Source organism: Taklimakanibacter deserti, assembly GCA_003574785.1.
The window spans coordinates 206,393-233,303 of record QORU01000013.1; the positions used below are offsets into that span (position 1 = coordinate 206,393).

General features: G+C 62.7%; 21 protein-coding genes. 14 read left to right on the forward strand and 7 right to left on the reverse strand.

Annotated features, from left to right (window positions below):
- The first annotated feature begins 30 nt into the window (after positions 1 to 30).
- From DS839_RS26260 to DS839_RS26285, 6 genes are read left to right on the forward strand one after another with little or no spacing between them, the layout of a single operon-like run.
- Positions 31 to 1,827, forward strand: coding sequence for a hydantoinase B/oxoprolinase family protein (locus tag DS839_RS26260; RefSeq protein ID WP_368911930.1), 1,797 nt, complete (start codon positions 31 to 33; stop codon positions 1,825 to 1,827).
- Entirely contained in the window at positions 1,824 to 3,893 is a 2,070-nt protein-coding gene (locus tag DS839_RS26265) for a hydantoinase/oxoprolinase family protein (protein WP_119273450.1), read from the forward strand. Before DS839_RS26260 ends, DS839_RS26265 begins: the two co-directional genes overlap by 4 nt.
- A gap of 13 nt (positions 3,894 to 3,906) precedes the next feature.
- Positions 3,907 to 4,854 carry an aminotransferase class IV gene (locus DS839_RS26270; protein WP_162918805.1) on the forward strand — a complete coding sequence of 316 codons (948 nt, stop codon included), beginning with the start codon at positions 3,907 to 3,909 and terminating at the stop codon, positions 4,852 to 4,854.
- Positions 4,851 to 5,618 (forward strand): SDR family NAD(P)-dependent oxidoreductase, encoded by a 768-nt coding sequence (locus DS839_RS26275; protein ID WP_119273452.1) that lies wholly within the window; start codon positions 4,851 to 4,853, stop codon positions 5,616 to 5,618. Before DS839_RS26270 ends, DS839_RS26275 begins: the two co-directional genes overlap by 4 nt.
- An 11-nt stretch (positions 5,619 to 5,629) precedes the next feature.
- On the forward strand, positions 5,630 to 7,918 hold the full coding sequence (locus DS839_RS26280) for a xanthine dehydrogenase family protein molybdopterin-binding subunit (RefSeq protein ID WP_119273453.1): 2,289 nt from the start codon (positions 5,630 to 5,632) through the stop codon (positions 7,916 to 7,918).
- Complete coding sequence (locus DS839_RS26285) at positions 7,915 to 10,185, forward strand: FAD-dependent oxidoreductase (RefSeq protein ID WP_119273454.1); 2,271 nt, start codon at positions 7,915 to 7,917, stop codon at positions 10,183 to 10,185. Before DS839_RS26280 ends, DS839_RS26285 begins: the two co-directional genes overlap by 4 nt.
- Here DS839_RS26285 and DS839_RS26290 read toward each other — a convergent pair.
- On the reverse strand, positions 10,179 to 11,138 hold the full coding sequence (locus tag DS839_RS26290; RefSeq protein ID WP_119273455.1) for a sulfotransferase domain-containing protein: 960 nt from the start codon (positions 11,136 to 11,138) through the stop codon (positions 10,179 to 10,181). The genes DS839_RS26285 and DS839_RS26290 overlap by 7 nt on opposite strands.
- A 117-nt stretch (positions 11,139 to 11,255) precedes the next feature.
- Here DS839_RS26290 and DS839_RS26295 point away from each other — a divergent pair, with 117 nt between their 5' ends.
- Complete coding sequence (locus DS839_RS26295; RefSeq protein ID WP_162918806.1) at positions 11,256 to 12,488, forward strand: LptF/LptG family permease; 1,233 nt, start codon at positions 11,256 to 11,258, stop codon at positions 12,486 to 12,488.
- Here DS839_RS26295 and DS839_RS26300 read toward each other — a convergent pair.
- Positions 12,472 to 13,857 carry a sugar-transfer associated ATP-grasp domain-containing protein gene (locus DS839_RS26300; protein WP_162918807.1) on the reverse strand — a complete coding sequence of 462 codons (1,386 nt, stop codon included), beginning with the start codon at positions 13,855 to 13,857 and terminating at the stop codon, positions 12,472 to 12,474. The two genes, DS839_RS26295 and DS839_RS26300, sit on opposite strands and share 17 nt — an antisense overlap.
- A gap of 7 nt (positions 13,858 to 13,864) precedes the next feature.
- Complete coding sequence (locus DS839_RS26305; protein ID WP_162918808.1) at positions 13,865 to 14,956, reverse strand: mitochondrial fission ELM1 family protein; 1,092 nt, start codon at positions 14,954 to 14,956, stop codon at positions 13,865 to 13,867.
- Between the two features lie 124 nt (positions 14,957 to 15,080).
- On the opposite strand from DS839_RS26305, the gene DS839_RS26310 reads away from it, so the two are divergent.
- The 3 genes from DS839_RS26310 (at position 15,081) to DS839_RS26320 (ending at position 18,515) form a co-directional block, all read left to right on the forward strand.
- On the forward strand, positions 15,081 to 15,998 hold the full coding sequence (locus DS839_RS26310) for a hypothetical protein (protein WP_119273459.1): 918 nt from the start codon (positions 15,081 to 15,083) through the stop codon (positions 15,996 to 15,998).
- Positions 15,999 to 16,135: 137 nt separating this feature from the next.
- A complete protein-coding gene (locus DS839_RS26315) occupies positions 16,136 to 17,422 on the forward strand; it encodes a glycosyltransferase family 4 protein (RefSeq protein WP_119273460.1) in 1,287 nt (428 codons plus the stop codon).
- Positions 17,403 to 18,515 carry an ELM1/GtrOC1 family putative glycosyltransferase gene (locus DS839_RS26320; RefSeq protein WP_162918809.1) on the forward strand — a complete coding sequence of 371 codons (1,113 nt, stop codon included), beginning with the start codon at positions 17,403 to 17,405 and terminating at the stop codon, positions 18,513 to 18,515. Before DS839_RS26315 ends, DS839_RS26320 begins: the two co-directional genes overlap by 20 nt.
- 12 nt (positions 18,516 to 18,527) lie before the next feature.
- Here DS839_RS26320 and DS839_RS26325 read toward each other — a convergent pair whose 3' ends face one another.
- The 3 genes from DS839_RS26325 to DS839_RS26335 are packed head-to-tail and all read right to left on the reverse strand — an operon-like array spanning position 18,528 to position 21,370.
- The gene (locus tag DS839_RS26325; RefSeq protein ID WP_119273462.1) at positions 18,528 to 19,358 is read right to left on the reverse strand and encodes an ABC transporter permease; all 831 of its coding nucleotides are present in this window, start codon (positions 19,356 to 19,358) and stop codon (positions 18,528 to 18,530) included.
- 12 nt (positions 19,359 to 19,370) lie between these two features.
- Positions 19,371 to 20,270: an ABC transporter permease gene (locus tag DS839_RS26330; protein ID WP_119273463.1), complete on the reverse strand. Its 900-nt coding sequence runs from the start codon at positions 20,268 to 20,270 to the stop codon at positions 19,371 to 19,373.
- A complete protein-coding gene (locus DS839_RS26335) occupies positions 20,267 to 21,370 on the reverse strand; it encodes an ABC transporter ATP-binding protein (protein ID WP_119273464.1) in 1,104 nt (367 codons plus the stop codon). The genes DS839_RS26330 and DS839_RS26335 overlap by 4 nt, the downstream gene beginning before the upstream one ends.
- A 234-nt stretch (positions 21,371 to 21,604) precedes the next feature.
- On the opposite strand from DS839_RS26335, the gene DS839_RS26340 reads away from it, so the two are divergent.
- Positions 21,605 to 22,618: a polyamine ABC transporter substrate-binding protein gene (locus tag DS839_RS26340; protein WP_368911931.1), complete on the forward strand. Its 1,014-nt coding sequence runs from the start codon at positions 21,605 to 21,607 to the stop codon at positions 22,616 to 22,618.
- A gap of 73 nt (positions 22,619 to 22,691) precedes the next feature.
- Entirely contained in the window at positions 22,692 to 23,546 is an 855-nt protein-coding gene (locus tag DS839_RS26345; RefSeq protein ID WP_368911932.1) for a MurR/RpiR family transcriptional regulator, read from the forward strand.
- Here DS839_RS26345 and DS839_RS26350 read toward each other — a convergent pair.
- Positions 23,513 to 24,535, reverse strand: coding sequence for a Gfo/Idh/MocA family protein (locus DS839_RS26350; protein ID WP_119273466.1), 1,023 nt, complete (start codon positions 24,533 to 24,535; stop codon positions 23,513 to 23,515). The two genes, DS839_RS26345 and DS839_RS26350, sit on opposite strands and share 34 nt — an antisense overlap.
- Positions 24,536 to 24,665: 130 nt before the next feature.
- On the opposite strand from DS839_RS26350, the gene DS839_RS26355 reads away from it, so the two are divergent.
- A complete protein-coding gene (locus DS839_RS26355; protein ID WP_162918810.1) occupies positions 24,666 to 25,427 on the forward strand; it encodes an SDR family NAD(P)-dependent oxidoreductase in 762 nt (253 codons plus the stop codon).
- A gap of 34 nt (positions 25,428 to 25,461) precedes the next feature.
- On the forward strand, positions 25,462 to 26,661 hold the full coding sequence (locus tag DS839_RS26360; RefSeq protein ID WP_368911933.1) for an extracellular solute-binding protein: 1,200 nt from the start codon (positions 25,462 to 25,464) through the stop codon (positions 26,659 to 26,661).
- The last annotated feature ends 250 nt before the right edge of the window (positions 26,662 to 26,911 follow it).

Sequence of the window (26,911 nt, forward strand, 5' to 3'; positions counted from 1 at the left end):
CTCCAACAAGAACCACTGCGGAGGAAGCGATTGCTTCGTAAAACTGCTCCCGAAATCGAAGCCGCGCCCATCGATCTCTTCACCATGGTCGTGATCCGGCGTCGGTTCGAGGCGATCATCCGCGAGATGATCAATGCGCTGTTCAAGTCGGGCCGGTCGGGCGTGCTCAACACCGCGATGGATTTCTCCTGCAGCCTCACCGATCACCAGTTCCGCTCGATCAGCCTGGCGCAAGGCCTGCCCGTGCATGTCGGCGCCATCGATCTCATCCCCAAGGCGGTGGCGGCGAAATTCGGCAAGGACATCCGCCCCGGCGACTGCTTCGTCAACAATAGCGGCTATCTCGGCAACACCCATTGCGCCGATTTCACCGTCTGTGCGCCGGTCTTCTTCGAAGGCCGCATCGTGTTCTATGTCATCGCCCGCGCGCATCTGGGCGACATGGGCTTCCCGACGCCGACGACCTACAGCCCGACCGCGAAGGACGTCTATGAGGAAGGATTGATCCTGCCTTGCGTGCGCATCCAGAAGGATTACGCGGACGTTCCGGAAGTCATCGATATCTGCCGCGCCAATATAAGAGTGCCGGACCAGTTCTATGGCGACTATCTCGCGGTCCTGGCGGCGGTCAGAACCGGCGAGAACCGACTGGTCGAGCTGTGCGGGAAATATGGCTCGCCCAAGATCGAGGCCTTCCTCGAGGAATTCCAGAAATATGCCGAGCGCATGGCGGTCGACGCCATTCGCAAGCTGCCGGCGGGAACGGTGAGCAAGGAGATGCTCTACGATTCCGAATATAAAGGCCTGCCGGACGGCATCCCCATTCGCGCCACGCTTACCGTCGATCCCGAGGACGCGACGGTGACGGTCGACCTCACCGGTAATGTCGACAATCTGCCGCTCGGCATCAATCTCACCGAAAGCACGGTGACGGCCGCCTGCATGACCGCGGTGCTCAATATCCTGGGTCCCGACGTGCCGCGCTGCACCGGCTCCTTCAAGCGGGTGCAATTGCTGCTCCGCGACGGCTCGGCCATCGGCCGGCCGAAATTCCCGGCCGCGACATCGGCGGCGACCACCAATCTCTGCCACGCGCTTGTCCCGCATATCCAATCGATGTTCGCCGACTTGAGGCCCGATCTCGGCACCGCCTATGGCACGATCGGCATGCCGGGCTCTTGCGCCGTGATCAGCGGTCTCGACCATCGCACCAGCCAGCCTTTCGTCAATCAGGTCATCATGGGCTACTGGGGTGGGCCCGCCATGCATGGCCATGACGGCTGGCTGACCTATGGCAGCGGCTGCTCGCAAGGCATTCTCTGGCAGTCCAGCGTCGAGGTGGTGGAGCAGCAACAGCCGATCCTCATCGAGAAGCTGGAAATCCGGCAGGATTCAGGCGGAGCCGGCGAGTGGCAGGGCGCTCCCGGTGCCGACTGCTCGATAAAAGCGCGCCAGAATCCCGTCCGCTTCATCGTCAATTCGGCCTCACGGCAGAACCCGCCGCAAGGGGCGGCGGGCGGCCTTGCCGCAGCATCCATGCGCATTGCCAGGATGGGAACGGATGGCGTGGTCGAGGAATTGCCGATCTCCGTCGACACGGTGATCGCATCCGGCGAGCGGCTGCTGTCACAAGGCTGCGGCGGCGGCGGCTTCGGCGATCCGCTGCGACGCGCAGCCGATCTTGTCCGCCGCGATGTCCGGGAAGGTGTCATCTCGGCGGAACGCGCGCGCGATGTCTTCGGAGTGATCCTGAAAGACGGGGAAGTCGATCAGCCGGCCACGCTCGAGCGCCGGCAGGAGCTCAAAGACCGGCGGGTGGCGTCATGACCTATCAGATCGCTGTCGATGTCGGGGGCACGTTCACCGATCTCGTGCTCCAGGATGCGGCCGGACGCGTGCGCTCGTTCAAGGCGCCGACGACGCCTGGCCAGATCAGCGGCGGCATCCTGCAAGGGCTTTCGCTCATCGCCGACAATCTCGGCCGGACGCGCGAGGAATTGCTCGGCGCCTGCAGCAAGCTCGCTTGCGGCACGACGGTCGCCACCAATGCCATTCTCGAAGGCAAATATGCCCGGACCGCCCTCCTGTGCACGCAAGGCTTCCGCGACACGCTTCTCATTCGCGAAGGCGGCAAGCAGGACACCTATAATATCGCCATCGACTATCCGCCGCCCTATATTCCGCGCCGCCTGACCATAGGCATCGAGGAGCGCATCAACAGCGAAGGCGGGATCGAGATTCCGCTCTCCGTCGCTCAAGCCGCCCGAGCGCTCGAAGAGGTGAAAAGCTGGGGCGTCGAGGCTATCGCCGTCTCGCTGCTGTGGTCGATCGCCAATCCGGAACATGAGATCAAGCTCGCGCGCCTCATCGAGCAGATCTGCCCGGGCATTCCCTATAGTCTGAGCCACAGGACGAGCCCGACTCTCAGGGAATATCGCCGCACCTCGGCAACCGCGATCGATGCGTCCTTGAAGCCGCTGGCCGGTCGCGCCATCAACGAATTGGAGAACGAGCTCCGGGCCGCCGGGCTCAAGGGTCTTCTCACTTTCGTGACTTCGAGCGGCGGCCAGACCGCGGCGCGCGAAGTCGTGGCGCGTCCGATCAGCCTATGCCTTTCCGGACCTTCAGCCGCACCCGAGGCGGCCAACCAAGTGCTCAGGCGTGAGGCCCGAGACAACGGCAATATCATCGTCGTCGATATGGGCGGCACGAGCTTCGATATCAGCATCGTCTCGGACTGGACCATACCGATGCATCGCGAAGGCGTGATCGCAGGCCATGTGTTCGGCGTGCCTTCGGTCGAGGTCAAGACCATCGGCGCCGGGGGCGGCAGCATCGCCCGGGTGGATGCCGGCGGCTTCGTCCATGTCGGGCCGGAGAGCAGCGGCTCCTATCCGGGTCCCGCCTGCTATGGCCGCGGCGGCACCCTGCCGACCGTTACCGACTCCAATCTGGTGCGCGGCTTCCTCAGCCCCGACAAATTCGCCGGCGGCACGATGACCCTGTCGCTCGACAAGGCGAAAGCGGTGATCGAGGCGCACATCGCCAAGCCCCTCGGCATCGACGTGCTGGAGGCGGCGAGCCTCATCGGCCTCACCGTCGAGCAGAATATGGTGGCGGCGATCGAGGAGATCACCATTCGCCAGGGCATTGATCCACGCGAATATACCATGATGGTCGGCGGCGCCGCAGCCGGCCTCCACGCCGTGCCGATGGCGCGCGAATTGGGCATCAAGCATGTCGTCGTGTCTCCGGTCGCGGGCGTCCTTTCGGCCTTCGGCATCCTGGCGAGCGACATCAAGTCAAGCTTCTCGAGGAGCTTCGCCGCGACCAGCGCCCGCTTCGACTTCGCCGGCGTGAATGCAACGCTCGCAGTCTTGGCGAAGGAGGCTGAAGACTATCTCGAGCGCATGCGCGTGCCGGCCGCCGACCGGAGGATCGAGTTCTCGGTCGAGGCGCGCTATCGCGGCCAGGTCTGGCAATTGTCGCTGGCGCTGCCTGAGGGCGAGATCGCCGATGAGATGGCGCTGGTACAGGTGCTCGAAGCCTTCCATCAGCTCCATGAGAAGGTCTATTTCGTCCGCAGCGGCGATCCGGTGGAATTCACCGAATGGTCGGCCATGGCGATCGGCAGGCTGCCCAAGAGCTGGCAGAACGACGATGACACTCCCTCATCGGAGAAGGTCGGCCGCGAGACACGCAAGGTCTATTTGCGGGAATTGGACGGCGTCGCCGATCTCCCCGTCCATCAGGCAGCAGCGCTTGAAATCGGCCGCCCGGTCGAGGGGCCGGCTTTGATCGACCAGAATCTGACGACGGTCGTGCTCTATCCCGGCACGTCGGTGACGAAGAGCGAGAACGGCAATCTGTGGATTGAGATCGGCGATCCATGACGCGGGAGCGGATGTGACAAAAGTCTATTTGAACGGCCAATTCATGGATGACAGCGAGGCGAAGGTCTCAGTGTTCGACCGCTGCTTTCTCTATGGAGACGGCATCTTCGAGGGGATCGCGGTCTGGGACCGGGCCCCCTTTCGCTTCTGGCCGCATCTCGAGCGGATGAAGCGGGGTCTGGCTTATCTGCGCATCGACAATCCGCATGGCGACGGGGAATGGCTGGATCTGATCGATCGCACCATTGCCGAGAACCAGATGCTCGACGGCTATCTGCGCATCCAGATCAGCCGCGGCGAAGGCATATCGTCGATCAAATGGGAACGCCGCCTGCTGCGCAAGCCTGAGCCCAATGTGACGATCATCCCCATTCCGGGCTTCAAGGATTATTACAAGGGCCTGATCGCCGAGAAGATGGAGACGGGTCTCAAGGCGCTCATGCTGTCGCGCCCGCGCATCCCTTCGGCCGCGCTGCCCTCCGGCACCAAGCATTGCAACTATCTCAACAGCGTGCTGGGTGCGATCGATGTGACCGCCGCTCATGCCGATATCGGCATCGCCACCGACCAGGAGGGCTTCGTCACCGAGGGCATTGCCTACAATGTCTTCGCCGCCGTCAACAACACCATCATGACGCCACCAACCGATCGCGACCTCTTGCCGGGCATAACCCGCGCCGCCTTGATCGAGATCGGCCGGCGGGTAGGCTTCGAGGTGAAAGAAATGCTGTTCGATTCCTTCACCCTGGCCGCGGCCGATGAGGTGTTCATCTGTTCGACGCTCGAGCTCGCCGTGCCGGTGACCGAGATCTCCGGCCGGCCGATCGGCAAGGGCGTGCCGGGTCCCATATCAAAGAAGCTCGGCCAGTTGCTCGTCGAGGCCATGTCGAAGGAAGCGGTGCTCTGGCATTCGGGCGAATTGAAGCAGCCGCCGGCCGAGGCCAAGGGAGGACAAAAATGAAAAACTTCACCGACCTGACGGGCAAGACCATCCTGGTGACCGGCGGCTCGCGCGGCATCGGCGAGGGCATCGTCCGCGGCCTCGCGGCGCAAGGTGCATCCGTCGTGCTCAATTATCTCGGCAGCAAGGCGAGCGCCGAGAAGATCGCCGACGAGATCGGCCGCGACCGCTGCCTGCCGGTCCAGGCCGACATGGCGAAATGGCGCGACCTCGATCGCTTGTGGCAGACGGCGGTCGACTGGAAAGGCCGCATCGACGTCCTGGTCAACAATGCCGCGATCCGCCAGCCGGTCAGCATGGATGCGGGAAGCGAGGAATGGGACGAGCATTGGATCCATGCGCTGCGCACCAACCTGGTGTCGACGGCGCATCTCTCCCGCATGGCGGTCAAGCACTATAAGCAAGTCGGCGGCGGCATCATCATCGGCATCACGGCGCGCATCGCGGTGCGTGGCGACCGGCCGGATTTCTTCCATGACGGCGCCTCCAAGGGCGGCATGAACTCGCTCCTGCGCGGCATCGCGCGCTTCTATGCCAAGGACAAGATCTCGACCTTCCTGGTCTGCGCCGGCGTCATCAACAGCCGCCAGGCCGACGACATGCTCACCATCTATGGCGCCGATGAGATGCTGCGCGAGATTCCGGTCGGCGCCTTCGGCACGCCCGAGGATGTCGCCAATGTCGTGATCTTCTGCGCCAGCGGCAAGGCCAGCTATTCGACGGGTGCGACGATCGACGTTGTCGGAGCCTCCTTCCTGCATTGAGTGGACTTGCGATGAAAGCGGATGTAGGCGCACCCACCCGCCGATCTGTGTCACGCCCGGCAAAGACGGGACGGACGGAGGACCTCCGCTTCATCACCGGAGCGGGCCGATACATTGCCGACATCCATCTCGAAGGCGAGGTCCATGCCGCCTTCGCGCGATCGCCTTATGCCAGTGCCGGCCTGAAATCGGTCGATGTCAGCGAGGCCCTGAAGGTGAAGGGCGTGCTCGCTGCCTTCACCGGAACGGATCTCGTTGCCGCGGGGCTTTCACCGCTTCCCTGCGTCCGGCCGATCGAAAGCGTCGACGGCAAGCCGTTCCATACGCCGGTCCGGCATGCGCTCGCCGTGGATGCTGTTCGCTTTGTCGGAGACCCGATCGCCATCGTCATTGCCGAGACGGACGAGGCGGCGGCGCAGGCCGCGGGCCTGGTCTTCGCCGATTGCGAGGAGCGCGCGCCCGTTCTCGATGTCAAGCAGAGTGAGGAGCGGGCTTTCCTCTGGGAGAAAGGCGATGCCAAGGCGACGGAAACAGCCTTTACCGGGGCAGCTCGAATTGTCGATATAGAGGTCGTCAATGGCCGCGTGCTGATCAGTCCGCTCGAGCCGCGCGGCGCGCTGGCCGATTATGATGCTGCAAGCGGGACCTATACGCTCTACACGCCCTCGCAAGGGGTCCATCTCATCCGCCGGCTCGTTGTTCCGACCTTGGGCGTGAGCCTTGAAAAGCTGCGGGTCATCACCAACGACGTCGGCGGCAGCTTCGGCTCCAAGCTGGTGAACAGCCCGGAGCAGACGGCGCTTCTCTTCGCGGCGAAGGAGCTCGGCCGGCCGGTGCGCTGGATATCATCGCGGCTCGACTGTCATCTCGCCGATATCGCGGGGCGCGATCATGTGAGCCGCGGGTCGCTCGCCCTCGATAAACAGGGCCGAATACTGGGCTTGCGCATCAAGACCTTTGCCAATCTCGGCGCTTATGCCTCGGCCTTGAGCCCTTCGACCCATACCGGCGGATTTGCCGCGACCTCTTGCGGGCCCTATCGCATACCGGCGCTGCATCTCCTGTCGCGCGGCGTCTATACCAACACGGCGCCGACCGATGCCTATCGCGGCTCCGGCAAGCCGGAATCGATTTACCTGCTGGAACGATTGATGGATCGCGCCGGACGCGAAACCGGCCTGGGGCCGATCGAGATCCGCCGTCTCAATCTCATCACGCCGCCGGAAATGCCCTACAAGGCCGCCAATGGCGTCATCTATGACAGCGGCGATTTCCCTGAGGTGCTGGCGAGCGCGCTCGAACTCGCCGACTGGGCAGGCTTCGACAGGCGCCGCAAGGCGAGCGCGAAGAAAGGCCTGCGGCGCGGGCGCGGCATCGGCCTCTATATCCATACGACGGGCGTCACGTCGCAGGAGATTTCGCGGGTCCGCCTCGATCCCGCCGGTCTGGTGATTGTGGAGACGGGCCTGCAGTCATCGGGCCAGAGTCATGAGACGACCTTTGCACAATTGATGTCGCAGAAGCTCGGGCTTCCCTTCGATCGCGTGAAGATCGTGCAGGGCGACAGCGCTTTGGCCGACAGCGGCGGGCCGACGGCCGGGTCGTCGTCGCTGCAAGTGGGCGGCGTCACCATGATCAGGGCGATGGACCGGCTTCTCGAGCAAGCGAAGCAGCATGCGGCCGATGAGCTCGAGGTCAATGCGCTCGATCTCGACTATGGCCAGGGCGAGTTCAGGGTGACGGGCACCGACCGCGTGATCGGCCTGTTCGATCTGGCCAGTACGCTCGCAGCCCAATCCAAGGCGCCGTGCTGCGGCGAGGCGGCCCTCGACGGCAATATCCTCACCATCCCCAATGGCGCTTATATTTGCGAGGTCGAGATCGATCCGGACACCGGCGGCGTGACGATCGCGCGGTTCTCAGGTGTCGATGACGTGGGGAAAAGGCTCAACCCGGAGGTCGTCGCGGGCCAGATCCATGGCGGTATCGCGCAGGGCGTAGGCCAGGCATTGACCGAGCGGGTTCTCTATGACCCGGCGACCGGCCAGCTTCTGACCGGCAGCCTCATGGATTACGGTCTGCCGCGCGCCGACGACATGCCGATGTTCACCCTGGGCGAAGCGGATCTGCCCACCGACAACAATATTCTCGGCATGAAAGGTGCGGGCGAGATCGGCTGCATCGGCGCGCCGGCGGCGATCATGAACGCCATTGCCGATGCCATCGGTCATGACCGCATCGACATGCCGGCGATGCCCGAGGCGGTATGGCGGGCGCTCAATGAGACAAGGAAAGCATGATGCCGGATAAAGTCGATGTGATCGTGATCGGCGGAGGCATCATCGGCTGCTCCATTGCCTATCATCTGGCCAAGCGCGGCATAAGCGACACGCTTCTGCTCGAGCGCCGGCAGCTCTGCTGCGGCACGACCTGGCATTCGGTCGGCAGCGTCGCCGAGTTCCGCGGCAGCCGCATCCTGACCGAGCTCGCGAAATACAGCGTCGAGCTCTATCGCTCGCTCGAGGCCGAGACCGGCATGGCGACCGGCTACAAGAAATCGGGCTCCATCATGCTGGCGCTCAACCCGGAGCGCTTCATGGAAATGCAGCGGGTGATGGCGCTTGCGCGCGCCTATGGCGCCGAGGCCGAGATGGTCTCGATCGCCGATGTGCAAAGACTTTGCCCGCATGTCAAAACCGACGATGCGTTGGCCGGTCTCTATATTCCGACCGATGGCCGCACCAACCCCGTCGACACCACTCAGGCCTTGGCGCGCGGCGCCAAGATGAAGGGCGCCACCATTCGCGAGGACATGCCGGTCGACAAACTTTTGATCGAGAACGGCGCGGTGACCGGCGTGTTCACCAAGGAAGGATTCATCCGCGCCGATGCGGTGGTGATTGCCGGCGGCATGTGGGGCCGCGAATTCGCGCAAGGCCATGGCGTCGCCCTGCCGCTGCAGGCGGCCGAGCATTTCTATGCCGTCACCCAGCCTATCGCCGATCTCCAGCGCAACATCCCTTTCATCCGTGTGCCGGACGAGAGCACCTATTATAAAGAAGACACCGGCAAGCTGCTGTTCGGATGCCTCGAGCCCCGCGCCAAGCCCTGGGCGCTCGATCGCATCCCCGAATCCTTCTGCTTCGACGCTCTGCCTGAGGATCTCGATCATTTCGAGCCGATCTTCACCGCGGCGGTGGAACGCTTTCCGCTGCTCGAGAAAGCCGAGATCAAGATCTTCTTCAACGGTCCGGAAAGTTTCACCCCGGACGGCAATGCCCTGCTGGGCGAGACGCCCGAGGTGAAGAACCTGTTCGTCGCCTGCGGCATGAACACGGTCGGCGTGATGACGGGCGGCGGCGTCGGCAAGGCGATGGCGGAGTGGATCGCCACGCGCGAAAGGCCGCCGGGTCTCTCGGCCTACGATGTGGCGCGCGCTCCCGCCTTCCAGATCAGCCGCAGCTTCCGCCACGACCGTACCGTCGAGGCGCTGGGCGTGCTTTATGCCGTCGGCTGGCCCAATCGCGAATATTCATCGGCACGCGGCGCGAGGCGTTCGCCGCTGCATCATTGGCATATCGAGAAGCGGGCGGTCATGGGCGAGAAGGCCGGCTGGGAAGTGCCGCTCGTCTATGCGCCGGCAGGTGCCGAGGTGGAAGTGCAATTGAGCTATGGTCATCAGAACTGGGAAGGCTGGGCGAGCGAGGAATGCCGCCGCGCGCTCGATGCGGCAGTCCTGTTCGATCTTTCAGGCCTGGCGAAGATCGATTTGTCGGGACCGGACAGCGCTGCTGCTCTCGCCGATCTGTCATCGCAAGCGCCGAAAGCAGGATTGAGCCGGGCGATCTGGCCGACGTCCAAAGGCACGATCGAAGCCGCAGTGACGATCGCACCTATGGGGCAGTGGCATTACCTCATCCTCTCGGAGCCGGGGGCGGAACGCCGGCATTTGCATTGGATCGGCAAGCGGGTTCAGCCGGGACGTAATGTCTCGGTAACGGAGGTGACGCCCGGTCTCGCGGTGTTACTCCTGATCGGGCCGGACAGCGCGAAGATCATCGGCGCGGCTGAAGAGGGTGATCTCCATATCGGCTATGCGCCTTGCCGCGTCTTGCGCTGCGATCACTATGGCATCGACGCCTGGCTCGTCGTGACATCGACGGAATTCGCGGGCCACGTGGCCGAAAGCCTCGACCGCTCAGGGAAGCTCATTCCGGGCGGCCACTACGCGCTCGAAGCCTTGCGGGTCAGAGCAGGGGTTCCGGCCTGGCCGCGCGACCTTGATGATCAGGCTCCGGCCCGGGAGACGACGAAGACAAAACTCGTCAGGGTGTCGATGGCGTCGGCCGAAGTCCCGCTCTACGGCAACGAAGGCATTTTGCGCGATGGAAAGACGGTAGGCCAGACCACATCGGGGCATTGGGGGCCCTTCAACGGCAAGCCCGAGGCCCTCGGTTTCATCTCCAGCGAAGGCGGTATCGACAAGGGCTGGATCGAGACGGGGCGTTTCGAGATCGATGCGCCAGGCGGGCCTTATCCGGCGAAATGCGACGTGCTGGCCTATTGATTTTCCCCATAGCGAAAGACCGGGGAAAGCTCGGCTTGCACCATGCGATCGATGTTCTCCGCCTCTTCGGGCGTCAGGTAATCCCGCCAGCCGCCGACTTTCCCACGGCGGACCTTGAAGCTCGAGGGGTCATTCGCATCGGCGGGCTTGAGGCGTATGTTGAAGCCGAGCTTGCCCGAGTTCTGGCGCTCCAGGTTGCGCATGTTCTCGATCGAGGCATAAGCGACGGCGTCCTCGATCTCAGGCTCCCCCGGCGATTGGCCGAGGAAGCCCAGCAGCCGGCCGAACTCGCGGTGATTGTCGGCGCGCAAATCCTCATATCGCAAGAGGCTGAGCTCAGCGAACCGGTCGAGATCACGGGCCCAGGCATTCATGAAACGGATGATCTTCGGGATGCCGGCGGCCTCGCCGGCGATGAAGTCATAGACTCCGAGATCGTCGAGCGGATAGGCATTGATGATCTTCTTGCGCCGGCGGATGCGATGTTTCCATTGGAAATATTGGGAAATGGCCGTATCGCGCGGATCGCGGACGAGCAGCACAACCTTGCTGCGGCCGTAATTGTCGAACTTCACGTCCGTGCCGGTATAGTCGTGCAAATAATTGTCATGCGTGAAAAACAGAATGGGAATGGCGGAATGGCGCCGGTTCAATTCGTCGAATTCCATCATCACCGGTGACGACAGGCCATGTTTCTGCGTGAAATATCGTGTCAGCATGACCCTGAGCCAGGTGCGACCGCTTTTACCGAATGAGACGATGACGGCATCAGCCCGTTCGAGTTTCTTTGCTTCTTCATAGCCGCGCAGCCACCGCTCGAACGCGATATTCTGGTGTTCCGGGAGGATGCGGCCCGCGGACGCAGCGGCAATGCGCAATCCGGTGCGGAATGTGGCGGTCGACGGCAGCATGTCGGCGATTTTACCTGGTAGATCGAAGGACCGGCCAGGCATTTCGCCTCTCCTTATGTCGATTTAATGAAACGGGCAGCCGCCATGCGCTATGCTGCTGTCACGTCACCGTCATTGCCGGTCTCTAGAGGACACGAGGCTTGCGCGGGGAAGTCAGCAATGCGCCGCTTCACGATCGATCGTTATATTGCCGGCAAGGTTCTCGTCCCGTTGGCAACCACCTTCGGCATAGGGCTCATCTTCCTTCTGGCCGACCGCGTCATGGGCCTTCTCGACCGAACGATCGGCAAGGACAACGTGCTGGGCGTCCTGTTCCAGATGCTCGCTTATCTCTCTCCCTATTATATCGGGCTCGCGATCCCGATGGCCCTGTTCCTGGGCGTCCTTTTGGGCTTCAGCCGCATGTCCCAGGACAATGAGATCGATGCGCTGCAGGCAGCGGGTATAGGCCTGCATCGCCTATCAGTGCCGGTTGCCCTCCTGTCCATCGTCTCGCTGGCGGCGGCGGTTGTGGTCATGGGCTGGTTGCAGCCGCATGGGCGTTATGCCTACCGGGCGTTGGCCTATGCCGTCCAAAATGTCGAAGTCTATTACCTCGCCGAAGAAGGCGTGTTCATGCGGGCCGACAACCGCACCTTCATCCTTGACGGGCTCGACCGGGCCAACAAGCGGGCGCAGCATGTCTTCATCTATGAGGATCGCGGTCCGCAGAAGGGCGTCACGACGATCACCGCTCAAGCGGGGCAAATTCACGATGCGGAAGGTCAGGGCCGCCCGACGCTTCGCCTCGAGCACGGCTCGACGTTGAAGATCGCGCCGGTCCCGAACCTGGTGGCCGGACCGCTTAAGGCGCCGGAGAACAGCGACTTCACCACGGTCGATACGCCGATTGGCGGCGTCAGCGACAAGGCCTTTCGCGCGCGTGGCCTCGATGAGCGCGAGTTGACCCTACCCGAGCTGTTCGCGCGTCAGGCCAGCCCACCGCCCGATTCCTCGGTCAATGCGATGACGGCCGAGCTCCACAACCGCCTCGTCAAGATGCTGACGATCCCGCTGCTGCCCTTGCTGGCGATCCCCTTCGCCTTGGCCCGCAGCCGGGTTCATCGCGCCTCGAATATCGGCGGCGCCATCATCCTCTTGTTCATCTACAATCATTTCATCGAGCAAGGCGCCGCTGCCACCAGTGGCAACGGCACTTCGCCGTGGCTCAGCATATGGCTGCCCTTCGCCGTCATGGCGCTGTTCACGGCCTGGCGCTTCTGGACGGCGTGCTTTACGGCCAAGCGCGATCCGTTCCGCTCTCCTTATGAATGGCCGCAGGCTTTGGTGACGGAGAGGCGATGGCTGAACCTGCCCGGCAAAGGGGCGAACGGCGTCATGCACCGGTCGTGAAGATGACACCGGGTTGGGTCAGACGCTTGCGCAAATTGAAGGCCAGCAGCTCGGCGATGCGCTGATCGCCGAGAGGCCGCCGTTCGACTCGCTGGTGGATATCGAGATCGGGCTTACCGTTGCCCTCGATGATGCAGGGACCGTCTTCCAGCATGGCGACGTCCCAGCCGATCGCGGTGCGCTGCGGAAACGCGGCATGCGCGCGGCGGGCGAGCTCGAGGACATCTGCCCAGAAAGGCAGAGTGCGCCCGATGAAGGCAATACCAGTCACCGGATGGGTGTCGCGCCAACCAACATGCGGCCTGACCCCCATGTCGGAGGCGAGTCCGATGCGGCCGGTTGCGAGATCGACAGGGGCGGCGAGCCCACCCTGATGGAAATTGTCGACCACGGAATTCGCCCCGATGGCCATCCGGAAGGCGGCGTTCGTCGCCTCGAATCCCCCCTTTTCATCGCGGCAAGTCAGCACGCGCACGGTGGCGAGCGCGTCATTGCTGATGTCCTTGAGGAGTGGATGATTGACGAGCCGCGGCTGCACGACAAAATCCTGCCCGAGCGACTGCTGGGCGATCCATCGCAGCAGGTCGGGGCGACGGAGCGCTTCGCCCTTGCTGTTGCGATAGCGGCCGTCACCGACGAAATCCCATCTTTCGGAATGATGACCGCCATTGCCCTGCCGCGGCTTCACGAACAGATCACTGTCGGGAAGCGCTTCGCCGTCGCCCTGCGGAAAGCAGATCTTGCCGCGCGCGGCATGGAAAAGCACCGGAACGGCGATAAGTCCCGTTGTTTTGCAATAATCGGCAAACCACACTTTGTCCGCCAGGAAGTCGGTATTGGCCATGGGCTCGAGCAGCTCATAGGCGGCGGCAATCGTCTCATGAGCCGTCAGATAGAGCGGAGCCCGTGCTCTTCGGTCATCATCGAAAAGCTCGAACATGTAATACCAAGGCGGCGCGATGGCATAGGACCAGGCGCAATGGAGCTGGCCGAGGGCCTGTGACACGGCCCTTTTGCCGGTTCGCCTGCGGATGACCGCGCCATTGCGCGCCGTGTTCTGGACGATCGTGAAAGCGAGCGCGAATGGCCATGTGACAGCCGCCAGGAGAGCCTTGCCCGGTCCCGCCGGAAGACGCCAGAAATACTCTTTATATGTGGCGTGGAGATAGGCAGCCGCCTCGGACCCCTGCCGGGACGCCGGCGCGAGCGCCATGGGAAGGCCCGAAACATCATAGGCAAACTGCTCGGCCCGAGCGAGAGTGCTCTTCCACAGCTTGCCCCGCAGCAGCGCAGCACTGGCGGTGAGGCCGCTGACGGACGGCTTCGCCAGCGGGCGCGACGCTTCGTGCTGCAGCGGCGGAACGTCCATGCTGTCCTCACGGTTTGAACAAAGCTTGCACGCGCGCCACGGCATGCCGTAGGTCAGTCGGAGGAGGGGCGGGCGGCTTCGCGATAGAGTCATCGCCGAGCCAGCTTGCCCGGCCGGCCGACACGACATTGCGATGCACGATGCGCAGGTCTCTCGACCAGCGCGGCGGACCAAAGCGCATGGCGAGCCGGAACGCCGTGGCCCCCGGGGTTCGTCCGCGCCAATGAGGTGCTGGAAGGACGCCCGCCTCGCTCGCTTCGGCGCGCATCGATTGCCTGCCTGTCTCGATGTCGAAGAGCAGCACGGGCTTTCCAGTGGCCGATGCCTCGGAGATCATCGAGATGCTGTCGGCCGTCACGACGATGCGCTCGGCCAAAGCCAGGAAAGCGAGGTAGGGATTGTCGCTTCCACCGCTGGCCCAGTCATAATGATAGCTGGGAACGCTGATCGCCGCCGCAAGGGCCTGCGATGCCTTGAGGCCAGTGCGCGCGCTGGTCGAGACCAGGAGGCCGCCGCCGCGCTCGTGGGCCAGTCGACTGACGTCCCGGCCCAGCCGCTCGGCTGAGGCTTGATCGAACACATAAGGCCCGCTGCTGCCGCCGACCAGCACAGCGGTCAATAGCCGAGGCAGATGCTGCAGGCGAGGCCGCCAGGACTCGGCTGCAGCGGCCAGGGCCTCGGCATGGATGCGATGGAGTGGAAGCGAACTCATTAGCACATTGGCGCGCCGCGCCAAGGCATATTGCGGCGTGGCGATGACCAGATCGAATCCGGCGAGATCGCCCCAAGGCGTGCCGATAAAGACGAGGCGGGCGTCATGGTTGCCGAATTTGCGAATCCACGATGCGATGGCCTCGCTGGCGCGTCCCGCGGCAATGATGAGATCGGGGAAGGGCGCCATGATCTTGTCCGGGCTTTCCTTGCTCAAGGCGGCGAGCGTCGCTTGGCCGAGGAACCGCAAGAGCCTTTCCGACGGGCGATAGATCAGCCTCTTGGTCTCATAAGGCCACCCCAAGGCGTCGGCCAAAGCAAAGAGCTGGGTGTTGTCGCCCGCATGCGGGCTTGCGAGAATCCAGGTGCGCGGTGCGGCCATCGCCATGAGCCGGATTCCTATCTCAGGCGCCATCTCCACGCGCACGGCAAAATGCCGCTTCTTCTGTCATTAAAGATTTGCATTTTGCTGCGTCAGTTGGCGTTGGCCGATTTTGAATCCGCGGGGATCCATGCAGCAGCCTCACGACAGAGCGCGAATCTTCATCCAGACCAATGACAAGCAGTCGATTGGCGCGATCGTTTCGGCCTATTCGATGAAGCGCGCCTCGAAACACGCCGACAAGTTCGATGTGACGATCATCCGTCAGGAGGACCATGGGTTCTTCCACGCCAGGGAAGGGCAATCCTACCGCCGGCATGGCGTCGAGCGCGTCTGGCGCAATGACGATCTGCAATCCTTCACCTTGGTGCGCTTCCTTCCGCCCGAGTTGATGGGCTATCGCGGCCGCGCCCTGGTGGTCGACCCGGATGTTTTCGCCGTGGCCGATGTCTGGGAACTGCTCGGCCGCGATATGAAGGGCAAGGCCATCCTGTGCCGCGGGTCGAAATTCAAGAACGGCGCCTTCGCGACCAGTGTTATGCTGCTCGACTGCGCGAAGCTTGCGCACTGGAATGTCAAACGCGATTTCGATGAGCTGTTCGAGGGAAAGCGCGACTATCACGACTGGATTTCCCTGCTGCTCGAGCCGCGCGACACGATCGGCTCCTTCGAGGACGAGTGGAACGATTTCGACCGGCTGACGCCCAAGACCAAGATGCTGCACAATACCAGGCGGCGCACCCAGCCCTGGAAAACCGGCCTGCCCGTCGATTACACGCCGACCGAGTTCGTGCCCGTCATCGGTTGGATCATGCGCCTGCGGCGCCAGATGTTCGGCGATCACGGTCTGCTCGGCCGTTATGCCAGGCATCCTGACCGGCGGCAGGAGGAATTCTTCTTCACTCTGCTGCAGGAGTGCCTGGCGAAAGGATTGGTCGAGGAAGCGACGATCCGCGATGCGATGAAACGAAACTTCATCCGTCATGACGCGCTCGACGTCGTCGCGCGCGTGCCGCGCCTGGTCGAAACGGCGACCGTGGGAGCCTAGCGCACATCTTTCTGTCGCCCGTCAGACAAATGTCATGCGCCTTTAAAGAAAGAGCGGACAATGAGTCTCATGAACAACGGGTGAGGCGACTCGAAGCTTCTACCGGCTGACGACCCGTTGGCGACGGAGTGACCCGCATGGGATTGACCGAGGCGAAGTTTTCGCAGGCACATCGGATCGACGCACCGGCCGATCGCCTACCCGCCGAGATTTGCGGAAAGCTGCGTGTGGCGTTGTTCACCGGCAACTACAATTACATCAAGGATGGCGTCTCTCTGACCTTGAACCGTCTCGTCGGCTATTTGCAGCGGCGCGGAATCGCGGTGCTGGTCGTGGCCCCGACCGGACCTGCGCCGGCCTTCGAGCCTGTCGGCGAGCTGCTGTCGGTGCCTTCCTTCCCCATTCCCTCGCGTCCCGAATATCGTCTGTCCCTGGGGCTGCCATCCACTGTTTGTCGTCGCCTGGAAGATTTCCGGCCGACCCTGTTTCATATCGCGGTGCCGGATGTCCTGGGCTACAGGGCCTTGTGCCTGGCTGAACGCTGGCAGGTGCCTGTCGTCGCCTCCTATCACACCCGCTATGATGCCTATTTGAAGTATTACGGGCTCGCCGCGCTCGAAAGCCTCGGCAAGAAATATCTCAGGTATTTCTACGGCAAATGCCGCCAGATCTATCCGCCTTCCGAATCGATGCTTTCGATTCTCAAGGAGGAGGGGATAGCGCAGAACATGCGAGTATGGTCGCGCGGCGTGGACACCGAACTGTTCAATCCGAATCGCCGGTGCCTGGCCTGGCGGCGCTCGCTCGGCGTGGCCGATGACGATATCGTCGTCAGCTATGTCGGCCGGCTGGTGAAGGAGAAAAACACCGCTGTGCTGATCCGGCTCTTCGATGATCTGAGGCGGCGGGGCATGCGTTGTCGGCCGATGATCGTCGGCAATGGGCCGGAAGAAGAAGCCATGCGCCGGGCCCTGCCGGACTGCATATTCACCGGTTTTCTCAACGGCGACGTGCTTGCCCGCACCTATGCGTCATCCGATGTCTTCGTCTTTCCGAGCGAGAGCGAGACTTTCGGCAATGTCACACTGGAAGCGATGGCGAGCGGCTTGCCGGTGGTTTGCGCCGATGCGAGCGGCAGCCGCAGCCTGGTGATCGAAGGGACGACGGGTTTCCTGGTCAACGCCAGAGACGAAGCCCTCTTCGCCGACAGGATCGCCGCTCTGGTCGCGTCACAGGAGCTGCGCTTCAAGATGGGCGCCCATGCCCTGCAGCGGTCGGCTGAATATAGATGGGACAATGTCCTTTCCGGGCTTCTCGCGAACTATATCGACGTGGTCGAGGTGACCGAGACCGTCGTCATGAGCAACAGGCCACGACATGCCGTGTCGCTGCGTCCGGGCCGCAATGCCGCGCTCGGCTCTTGAGCAGCGTGTCGACAGCCGCGCGCCGGGCTTGAAGGCGGTTGACGTCCGGCCGCGGATTTCGCCGACACTCTGGATCCTGTGGCATCGGCGCATTGGCGACTACAAGCAGATGCTGGCGCTGGCGCAGGCGCTGGAATGGCCGTGGGTGGCCAAGCGGATTCAATTCCGCTCGCCTGAGCTCACTTTTCTGGCCCCCTGGCTTCTCGATCGTGCCGCATCGGATCGGCTCGCGCCGCCATGGCCGGAGATCATCCTGTGCGCCGAGGCACTGTGCGTAAGGGTCGCCAGGCAGCTGCGGCAATTGTCCGGCAACCGGACGAAGATCGTGGTGATCGGCCGCCCGCCGGGTGCCGTGACGGGCTATGACCTCATCCTGACCACGGCGCAATATCGTCTGCCGCCGGCGCCGAATGTCGTCGAGCTCGACCTTCCGCTTGTCCTCAAGACGTCATGTGACCGGCCGGTCGCGCCATCGACCTTGAAGATCGCGCCGCCGGTGATCGCCCTTCTCATCGGCGCCAGCAGCACGCCCGATTGGATCGATGATGCGGTCGCCGAGACCATGTGCCGAGAGCTATCCGCCTATGCCGAGCAAAGAAGTGCTACCGTGGTGATCGTTCCAAGTCCGCGCACCGCGCTTGCCGTGGAGGAGACCTTTGTCCGCTGCTTGCGGCCGCCGCATCAGGCTCTGGCCTATCGTGAAGCTCCCGATAATCCCTATTGGGATATGATCCGTCTGGCCGATGAGATCGTCGTCACCAGCGATAGCGTCTCCATGGTCGCTGATGCCCTCTCGGCCGGAAAGACGGTCCATGTCTATGAATTGCCGCAGCGCAGGACGGTGACGTTCAGGCTGTGCGAGTGGCTGCATGGCCAGGCGATGCGGCGCAATTCAGCCTTTTCTCGTTCGGCGGCCTGGCTCTTCGGCTCCGGTCTCATTGAAGCGACGGCCGACCGGCACCGTCTTTTTTCCAAGCTCGCCGCCCAAGGCCGGTTGAGTTGGTTCGGTACGCCGCCGCCTGTCGCCGGGGTGCGCGAAGATCGGCCGGACATGGCCGTGGCCGTGGCCCGGGTCAGGGAACTTTACCGGTGATCGGGGTGCACCTCATCGCCGCCGGCTGCGCAGATAGAGGCCAAGCGAGGCGATGATGAAGGAGAAGACCAGCATCATGACGGCGATGGCGTTGATCTCGGGCTTTATCCCACGCCGCAGCATGCCGAAGATGAAGATCGGCAAGGTCTGGGTTTCGGCGCCGGCGACGAAATAGGTGATGACGAGGTCGTCCATCGAGATGATGAAGGCGAGGAGGGCGCCGCCCAATATGCCGGGCGTCAGCTGCGGCAGGACCACTCTCAGGAAGGTCGTCCATTCATTGGCGCCGAGATCGGCCGAGGCGTTCTCGAGCGTGCGGTCCATGCCGGCAAGCCGCGCCGACACGACGATGAAGACATAGGAGATGAGGAAGGTGCATTGGCCGATGATGATAGTCTTGAGGCCGAGCTGGATGCCGCCGCCGACGAAGAAGATCAGGAGCGCGATGCCGAGCACGATATCGGGCATCAGCATCGGCGCGAACAGCAGCACACGATAGAACTGCTTGCCGAGGAAATTGAAGCGGTACATGGCGAGCGCGGTCGAGGTGCCGATGACCGTCGCAATCACCGTCGTCGCGGCCGCGATCGTCAGGCTGTTCTTGACCGCCTGGATGAGCTGTGGCGTCGATTCGAGATAGAGCGCGGTTTCCGAGATCGTCGTCCTGAAGCCCAGGATCTTCAAGTACCATTCGACCGTGAAGCCCGACCAGTTCATCATGTTGATCGGATCGGCGTTGAACGAATAGACGACGATCAGGGCCAGCGGCAGGTAGATGAAGACGAAGAACAGCACCGTGTAGAAGGCGAGCGCCGCATTACCTACTTTCCTGGCCAGCCGCATGGTGCCCTCGCTTCAGCGCGTCACTGCGGCATCGTCGTCGCGGCGCATTTCGTATCTGACATAGAACCACAAGAGCACCAGCACCGCCGTCATCACCAGCATGGCGAGGGCGGCGCCGAACGGCCAATTGCGGGCATAGAGGAACTGCTGCTCGATCAGATTGCCCATCATCAGGACCTTGGCGCCGCCGAGCACCGCCGGCACGATGAAATTGCCCAGTGCCGGGATGAAGACGATGATCATGCCGCCGATGATGCCGGGCATGGTGAGCGGCAGGATGATCCTGAGGAAGGTCTTGAACCCGTTGGCGCCCAGATCCTGCGAAGCGCGCACCAGCGACCAGTCGAGCTTCTCGACGCTGGCATAGATCGGCATGAACATGAAGGGAATGAAGATATAGACCATGCCGATGATGATCGCGCCGTCGGTATAGATGAGCTCGAAGGGCTTGCTGATGAGGCCGGTCCACATGAAGAGGCCGTTGATGAGGCCGGTCGGGCGCAGGATGAGGACCCAGATGAACAGGCGCACGATCAGGCTGGTGAAGAAGGGGAGCGTGATCAGGAACAGGCAGAAGGCCTTCCAGCGGTCGGGCAGCTGGGCGATCTGGAAGGCTGCCGGATAGCAGACGAGCAAGGTGCAGAAGGTCGTGATCAGCGCGATTTTCAGCGAACGGAAGAAGATCGACAGATAGACGGGGTCGAATTCCTCGAAGGCCGGATCGGCGAAGCCGAGGATGCGTCCGAAATTATGCGGATAGAACTGCCATTCGACACCGCCATAGAGGCCGGGCGCCAGCCAGCTGTAGATCATCATGATGATGAGCGGGCCCAGAAAGAAGACGGCGAGGAAAAGCGTGACCGGTCCGAGAAGGACAGACAGCTCGGCGATCCGCCGTCCGACCCTTGTCATGGCTCGGCGTCCTTGGCGGTGATGAGATGGACGGCGGCCGGATCGTAGCCGAGGCGCGCCTTCTTCTCGTGGCTCGCCCTATTGACCGCCGCCGCCTCGCTCGCCGGCACGGTTGCGATGATCTTCCGTCCCGAGGCCGAGTGGCAATAGAGCTCGAAGACGGAGCCGACGAAGACGACCTGGTCGATCTCGACATCGAGGCTCGCCTCTCTGGCCGGACTGGCGGTGGCGAGCGAGAATTGTTCCGGGCGGATCAGGGCCGTGACCGGGCCAGTCTTTCCTGTCGCGGCACAGTGTATGGCGTCGCCTTCCGCCGTCACCACTTTGGCTCCGGTGGCCGAGCTTTCCAGGCGCCCCTCGAACAGGTTGCTGGCGCCGATGAAGCTCGCGACGAAAGTGTTGACGGGCTTGTTATAGATCTTGTCCGGCGTGTCGATCTGCTGGACGACGCCGCCATTGAGCACCGCAATGCGGTTCGACATCGTCAGCGCCTCTTCCTGATCGTGGGTCACGAAGACGAAGGAGATGCCGAGCTCGTGCTGGAGGTTCTTGAGCTCGATGCGCATGGCGGCGCGCAGGTTCTTGTCGAGGGCGGACAGCGGCTCATCGAGAAGCAGGAGCTTGGGTCTCGCGATGATCGCGCGCGCCAAGGCGACGCGCTGCTGCTGGCCGCCGGAGAGCTGGCGGGGCAGGCGGTTGCCCAGGCCTTTGAGGCCGACCATGCCGAGCGCCGAGTCGACGCGCTTCGTGCGCTCTTCCTTGGCCGTGCCGGCGATGGACAGCGCATAGCCGACATTCTCGGCCACCGACATATGCGGAAACAAGGCGTAGTTCTGAAACACGGTGTTGACCGGGCGCTTGTGCGGCGGCCAGTCCGTCACATCCTGCCCGTCGACATGGATACGGCCCGAATCGAGCTCGACGAAGCCGCTGATGGCGTGGAGCAGCGTGGTCTTGCCGCAGCCCGACGGACCGAGAAGGGTCAGGAACTCGTTCTTGCCGACCTCGAGGTCTATGCCGCCCAAAGCCGTCACTGCGCCGCCTTCCGGCAAGGGGAAGGTTTTGCGCGCGCCTTCCAGCCTGACGATGCTTTCCGGCATTCCCGGTCTCCGCCCCTAAAATGTTATTGTGATCACACTTGTGAAATTTTGTTATCTTGATATCATAGGCGTGCAAAAGTCAATGCGTAAGCGCTGACTGAGAAGAACGCGCCGCCCCCTCGGCCTGACCGGCGGCGCGCATCGACCAGGGAGAGAAAGATGAAATCACCACAAGCTTCGAGGCGCCGTGTCCCATCGCCGGCGCGCATGCTATCCGCGATCGGGATGTGCCTCATGGGGCTCGCGCTGCTGATCTGGCAGCCGGCCAGCGCCGCGGCCCAGCAGGTCCTCAACATCTACAACTGGGGCGAATACATCAATCCCGAGGTGTTGAAGAAGTTCGAGGGCGAGACGGGCATCAAGGTCAATCTCACGACCTATGCCTCCAATGAAGAGATGCTTGCCAAGGTGCAGGCGGGTGCCACGGGATACGACATCGTTTTCCCGTCCGTGCACATGCAGGACATCATGGCCAAGCTCGATCTGCTCGAGAAGACCGACATCAACCAGTATGAAGGCTTCAAGAACATCGATCCGGCCTTCCTGCGCGCCACGTCCGACCCGAAAGGCGAGTATTGCCTGCCCTATGCCTGGGGAACCGTCGGCCTCATGTACAACCGCAAGGTGCTCGGCAAAGACATAACCGGCTGGAAGGATCTCATCGAGACACTGAAGGCGAAAGGCCTCAAATTCACGCTGCTCGACGACATGCGCGAGGTCGTGGGCGTCGGCCTCATCCTCAACGGCAAATCGGTCAACTCGACCAATGCCGAAGATCTGTCGCAGGCGGCGCAGACCATCATCGACATGAAGCCCTATGTCGCGGCCTTCACCTACGAGTCGCGGCCGATGGTGAAATCCGGCGATGTCGCCGCGGCGCATTTCTTCGTCGGTGCCATGATCGACGTCTTCGGCGACGAGGCGAACCTGAACTACATCATCCCGGAAGAAGGGGCGACCATGTATCAGGAGGATATCTGCATCCTGAAGACGGCGCCCAACAAGGAGAATGCGATCAAGTTCATGCAGTTCTACACGCGTCCGGAAGTCGCGGCCCTCAATGTCGAGCAGCAGACCAACGGCACGGCCAATGTCCCGGCGCGTTCGCTGACGCCCGACCGCATCAAGAACAACACGGCCATCAATCCGCCGCCGGATGTGATGGAAAAGCTGCAGATCTTCCGGGATCTCGGCGCCGACATCCGCCAGATCGATCGCGTCTGGACCAAGATCAAGACGGCAGAATGAAGCTTGAGCGAAACCGCGCCGCCGGGACGGTATGTTCCCGGCGGCCCCATTCCAAGAGCGGCGGGATCCGGTCGTGACCAGTGTGCTTGCGCGGCTGCGAAGCCAGAAATTCCGACAGACGAAATCCGACATCCGGATCGCCAATTATCTCGAGCGCAATCTCGTCGATCTGCCGTTCGAGACGGCGAAATCGATCGCGGCACGCGTCGAAGTGAGCCCGATGACCGTCGGGCGCTATTTGCGGCGCCTGGGCTATGACGGCCTCGATGAGCTCAAGCATGAATTGCGCCGCGGCTCGCAGAACCCCGCCTGGGAAGTCAAGGGCGGGGTCGAGCCGCTGCAGCGCGATGTCCGCGAAGGCAAGCTCCTGGCCTCGCTCGTCAAGCAGCAGATCGGGGATCTCGAACGGATCTACGATCTGACGACCTCCGCCAACTGGCAGGCCGCGATCAAGGCGCTGATCGGAGCGCGCGAAGTCTATGTCGCGGCCTATCAGAATGTGCGCGGCGTGGCGCAGTATTTCGCCAGCCAGCTTTCCTATGCGCGCCCCGCCGTCCAGTTCGTCGACGGTGTCAACGGCACCTATGCCGAGATCCTGGACCAGGCCGCCAACGGCCGCTGCCTGTTCCTGATGGATGTGCGCCGCTTTGCCAGCAAGGCGCGGCCGCTCGGCATCGAGGCGCGCAAGGCCGGCGTCAAGGTCATCCTGGTGACGGACGAGTTCTGCACCTGGTCCGAGGAAGCGAGCGACATCGCGATCATCCTGCCGGGCGCACGCGGACCCCTCTGGGACGGGGCGGCGATGATGGTCGCCGTCTTCGATCTCCTCATCAGCAACATCATCGTCGTGCTCGGCGACAAGGTCAGCCGCCGCGTCGACGAGCTGACCAGGCTTCAGGACATATTCGGCGATTTCGAGAACGAGTAGAGCGCCGGCCTTTCGGCGAGCTCGATCCTAATCTGCCGGCCTTCCGCCAGCGATCTGACGCCGGCCTCGGCGACGGCGCTCGCGGCATAGCCGTCCCAGGCATTGGCGCCATGCGCCGTTCCGGCATGAAGTGACTGCACCCAGGCCTGGAGCTGCAGGCGATAAGCGTCGGCGAAACGCGGCCGCCAGTCGGCGGGATAGGCGATCGTGCGGGCGAGGGCGGCATTCGCTTCGATCGAAGCCGGCTGGCGCAAGGAGACGGTGCCCTTCTCGCAGACAAGCTCGCCCCTGACATCATAGCCATAGCCTGCATTGTTGAAGACCTCGATGGTGACCAGGAGGCCGGCGGCGGTCGAAAGCACCAGGAAGACCGGCGAACCCGCGGCGACTTGCGATGTGCCCGGCACGAAGGTCTCGACGCTCGTGAGCTCGTCATCGAGGAGCCAGCGGGCGATGTCGAATTCATGCACGGCGGAGTTGGTGACGGCCATGCCGGCGTCGAACCAGGCGGGCGCCGAGACATTCCGGTGAAAGCAATGGAACATGAGCGCTTGGCCGAGCTGGCCCGATCGGCGGGCCGCTTTCATGTCCACATAGGAAGGATCGAAACGCCGCATATAGCCGACCTGGACGAGGCGCTTGCCGAGCTTCTGCTCCGCCGCGATGACATCGAGACACTCGCCCGGCGTCGGCGCCAGCGGCTTCTCGCACAGAACCGGCTTCCGCGCGGCGAGGCAGGAAAGCACCAGCTCCTGATGCGTGCCGTCGGGCGCGGCGATGAGCACCGCATCGATGGTCTGGTCCGCAATGAGCTCAGCAGGGCTCGCGGCAACGGTCTCGGCCCCCGTCTCTTCGGCGACAATCCTGGCGCGCGTCGCATCGGCGTCATAGACGGCCTTGAGGATGGCGCCCGGAACATGTTTGCCGAGCGAGCGGGCGTGATCGGCGCCCATGACGCCCGTTCCGATGATGCCGATCCGCACGCTCATGCTCGACCTCTGATGATTGACTCGCCTGGCGATCTTCCAGACATTATGTCGACTTGGCAAATCCAGATTTGCCGTATTGCGAACTAACGTGCGATATGCGAAACTTTCTGCGATTTCCCAGGAGCACAGTTTGCTGACGCAAGTGGTTTTTGGCGGGGCGACCGGTATCGGGAGGGCGATTGTCCAGCGGCTCGCGAAACGCGGTGGCCGTCTCATCGTCGTCGACCGGAACGAAGCCGAGCTCGGCAATCTCGCCAGGATCGTGAATGGTGATGCAGCACTCGAATGCTGTACCGCCGACATCCTCGATCTCGAGCATGTGGCAGCGCTTGCCCCGGGCTTCGCCAAGGACGGGGCGATCGACGTGCTTGCTTACAATGCCGGCATCTATCCGACCGTCACCGTGGCCGAATCCTCGCCCGACGACTGGGACCTGGTCCACGGCCTCAATGCCCGCTCCTGCTATTTCGCCATTCGCGCTCTGCTGCCCGGCCTGCGCAAGTCGAAACGCGCGGCGATCGTGCTCACTTCCTCCATCACCGGCAACAAGACCGGCGCCTCGGGGCTCGCGATCTATGGTGCCTCCAAGGCGGCGATGAACGGCATGATGCGCTCCATGGCGCTCGAATTCGCCAAGGAAGGCATCACCATCAACGCCGTGGAACCGGGCGTGGTCGGTACAGAACCGGTGCTCAAGGGCCTCGGAGCCAAGAACGAGGCCAAGATGAAGGCGCTCATCCCGCTGGGCCGGCTCGCGGCACCCGATGACGTCGCCGCCGCGGTCGAGTTTCTTTCTGGCGAGAATGCCCGCTACATCACCGGCCAGTCCATCGTCGTCGATGGCGGCATGACGCTGCCGGAATGGCCGGAGAATGTGGAGTTCAACGTCTAACCACCGAAACAAGAAACCTGAGGGAGGGACTACAATGGACAAGGAAAAGACACTGTTGAGAATGGCGGCCCGCAATCCGGTCCGCTTTGCCGGGCAGAAGGGATTCGAGCTCACGCGCCGGAGGCTTCTCGCCTATCTGGGCGGCGCCGGCGCGTTGCTGGCGAGCGGCGCAAGCCATGAGCTTAGGGCCCAGGAGCGCACCCTCAATCTCCTATGCTGGGACGCCTATGCCGATCCCAGGCTCGCCGAATTGTGGACCAAGGACACGGGCAGCAAGCTCAAGACCGAGATCCATATTTCCGACCCGCAATCGCTTAACCGCCTGCGGGCGGGCGAGACCAAGAACTGGGACTTCATCAATGTGAACAATCCCTGGGCCCAGAACTATATGTGGCCCGAGAAGCTGATCCGCGATCTGCCGCGCGATCGCTTCGAGCCGCTCTACAACAAGATGATCCCGAAGTTCAAACCGCCCTATAAGTGGGCGATGAGCCGGGAGGGGGATGCGCTCTTGGGCGTCATCCAACGCCTGGAGACCTTCGATTTCGTCGTCAATACCGACAAGGTCTCGGTCGAGACGGCTAAGAACGAAGGCTGGGATCTCTATAACAATGCCGACTTCAAATTCGGCATACTCGCCTATGAGGACTGGAACGTCATGGATCTGTGCATGATCGCCGGCATCCATCCCTATAAGGACAAGGGCGATGCCGAGGTCGCCAAATTCACCGAAACCGCCAACCGCATCCTGAAGCAGGCCAAGACGGTCACCACCGATTTCGTGCAGCTCAATCTGGCGATGCTGAACGGCGAGATCGACTCCTATTTCTGCGGCGGCACCTATTCGATCGCTTCCGCCCGCGCCGAGGGCAACAATAATCTCTATGCCATCTCGCCGCCCAAGGGACCGGCCGACGGCAAGGGCGGCATCAACTGGATCGAGCTCAATTCGGCCATCAACAATCCCGATCTCCATCCTAAAGCGCTGGACTTCCTCGAATGGATGGTCGGACCCGATGAAAGCTACATCGTCGCCTCCGGCAACGGCAACCTTCAGCCGGTGGCGCAGATGGCGCAGCCCGAGGTGCTGGCCAAGTTCAGCAAGGAACAGCTCAGCGCCATGCAGTTCGACACGCTGGACGAGCGGCTTGCGGCCGCGGTCGAGTTCGATATCGTGCCGCAATATGACAAGCTGTACGACATCTATACCGCGGCCGTCAGGGCCCGCGGTTGAGAAGAACGACCAGCCAAGGCTGAAAGTGAGAGACCGTCTCCAATTTTCCCCCTCTCCCGTTGCGGAGCAATGGGAGAGGGTGCCCGAAGGGCGGGTGAGGGCTCTTTGTCTGCAAAGCAAATGTATTTGAAATCCTTCTTCGTTGCGCGAAAGAGCCCTCATCCGGCCTTCGGCCACCTTGTATGGGGCTTTTTGTCAAGGTCACTTTTTCCCACATTTTACTCCTTCTGTTTGGTGGAGGTGCACAGAG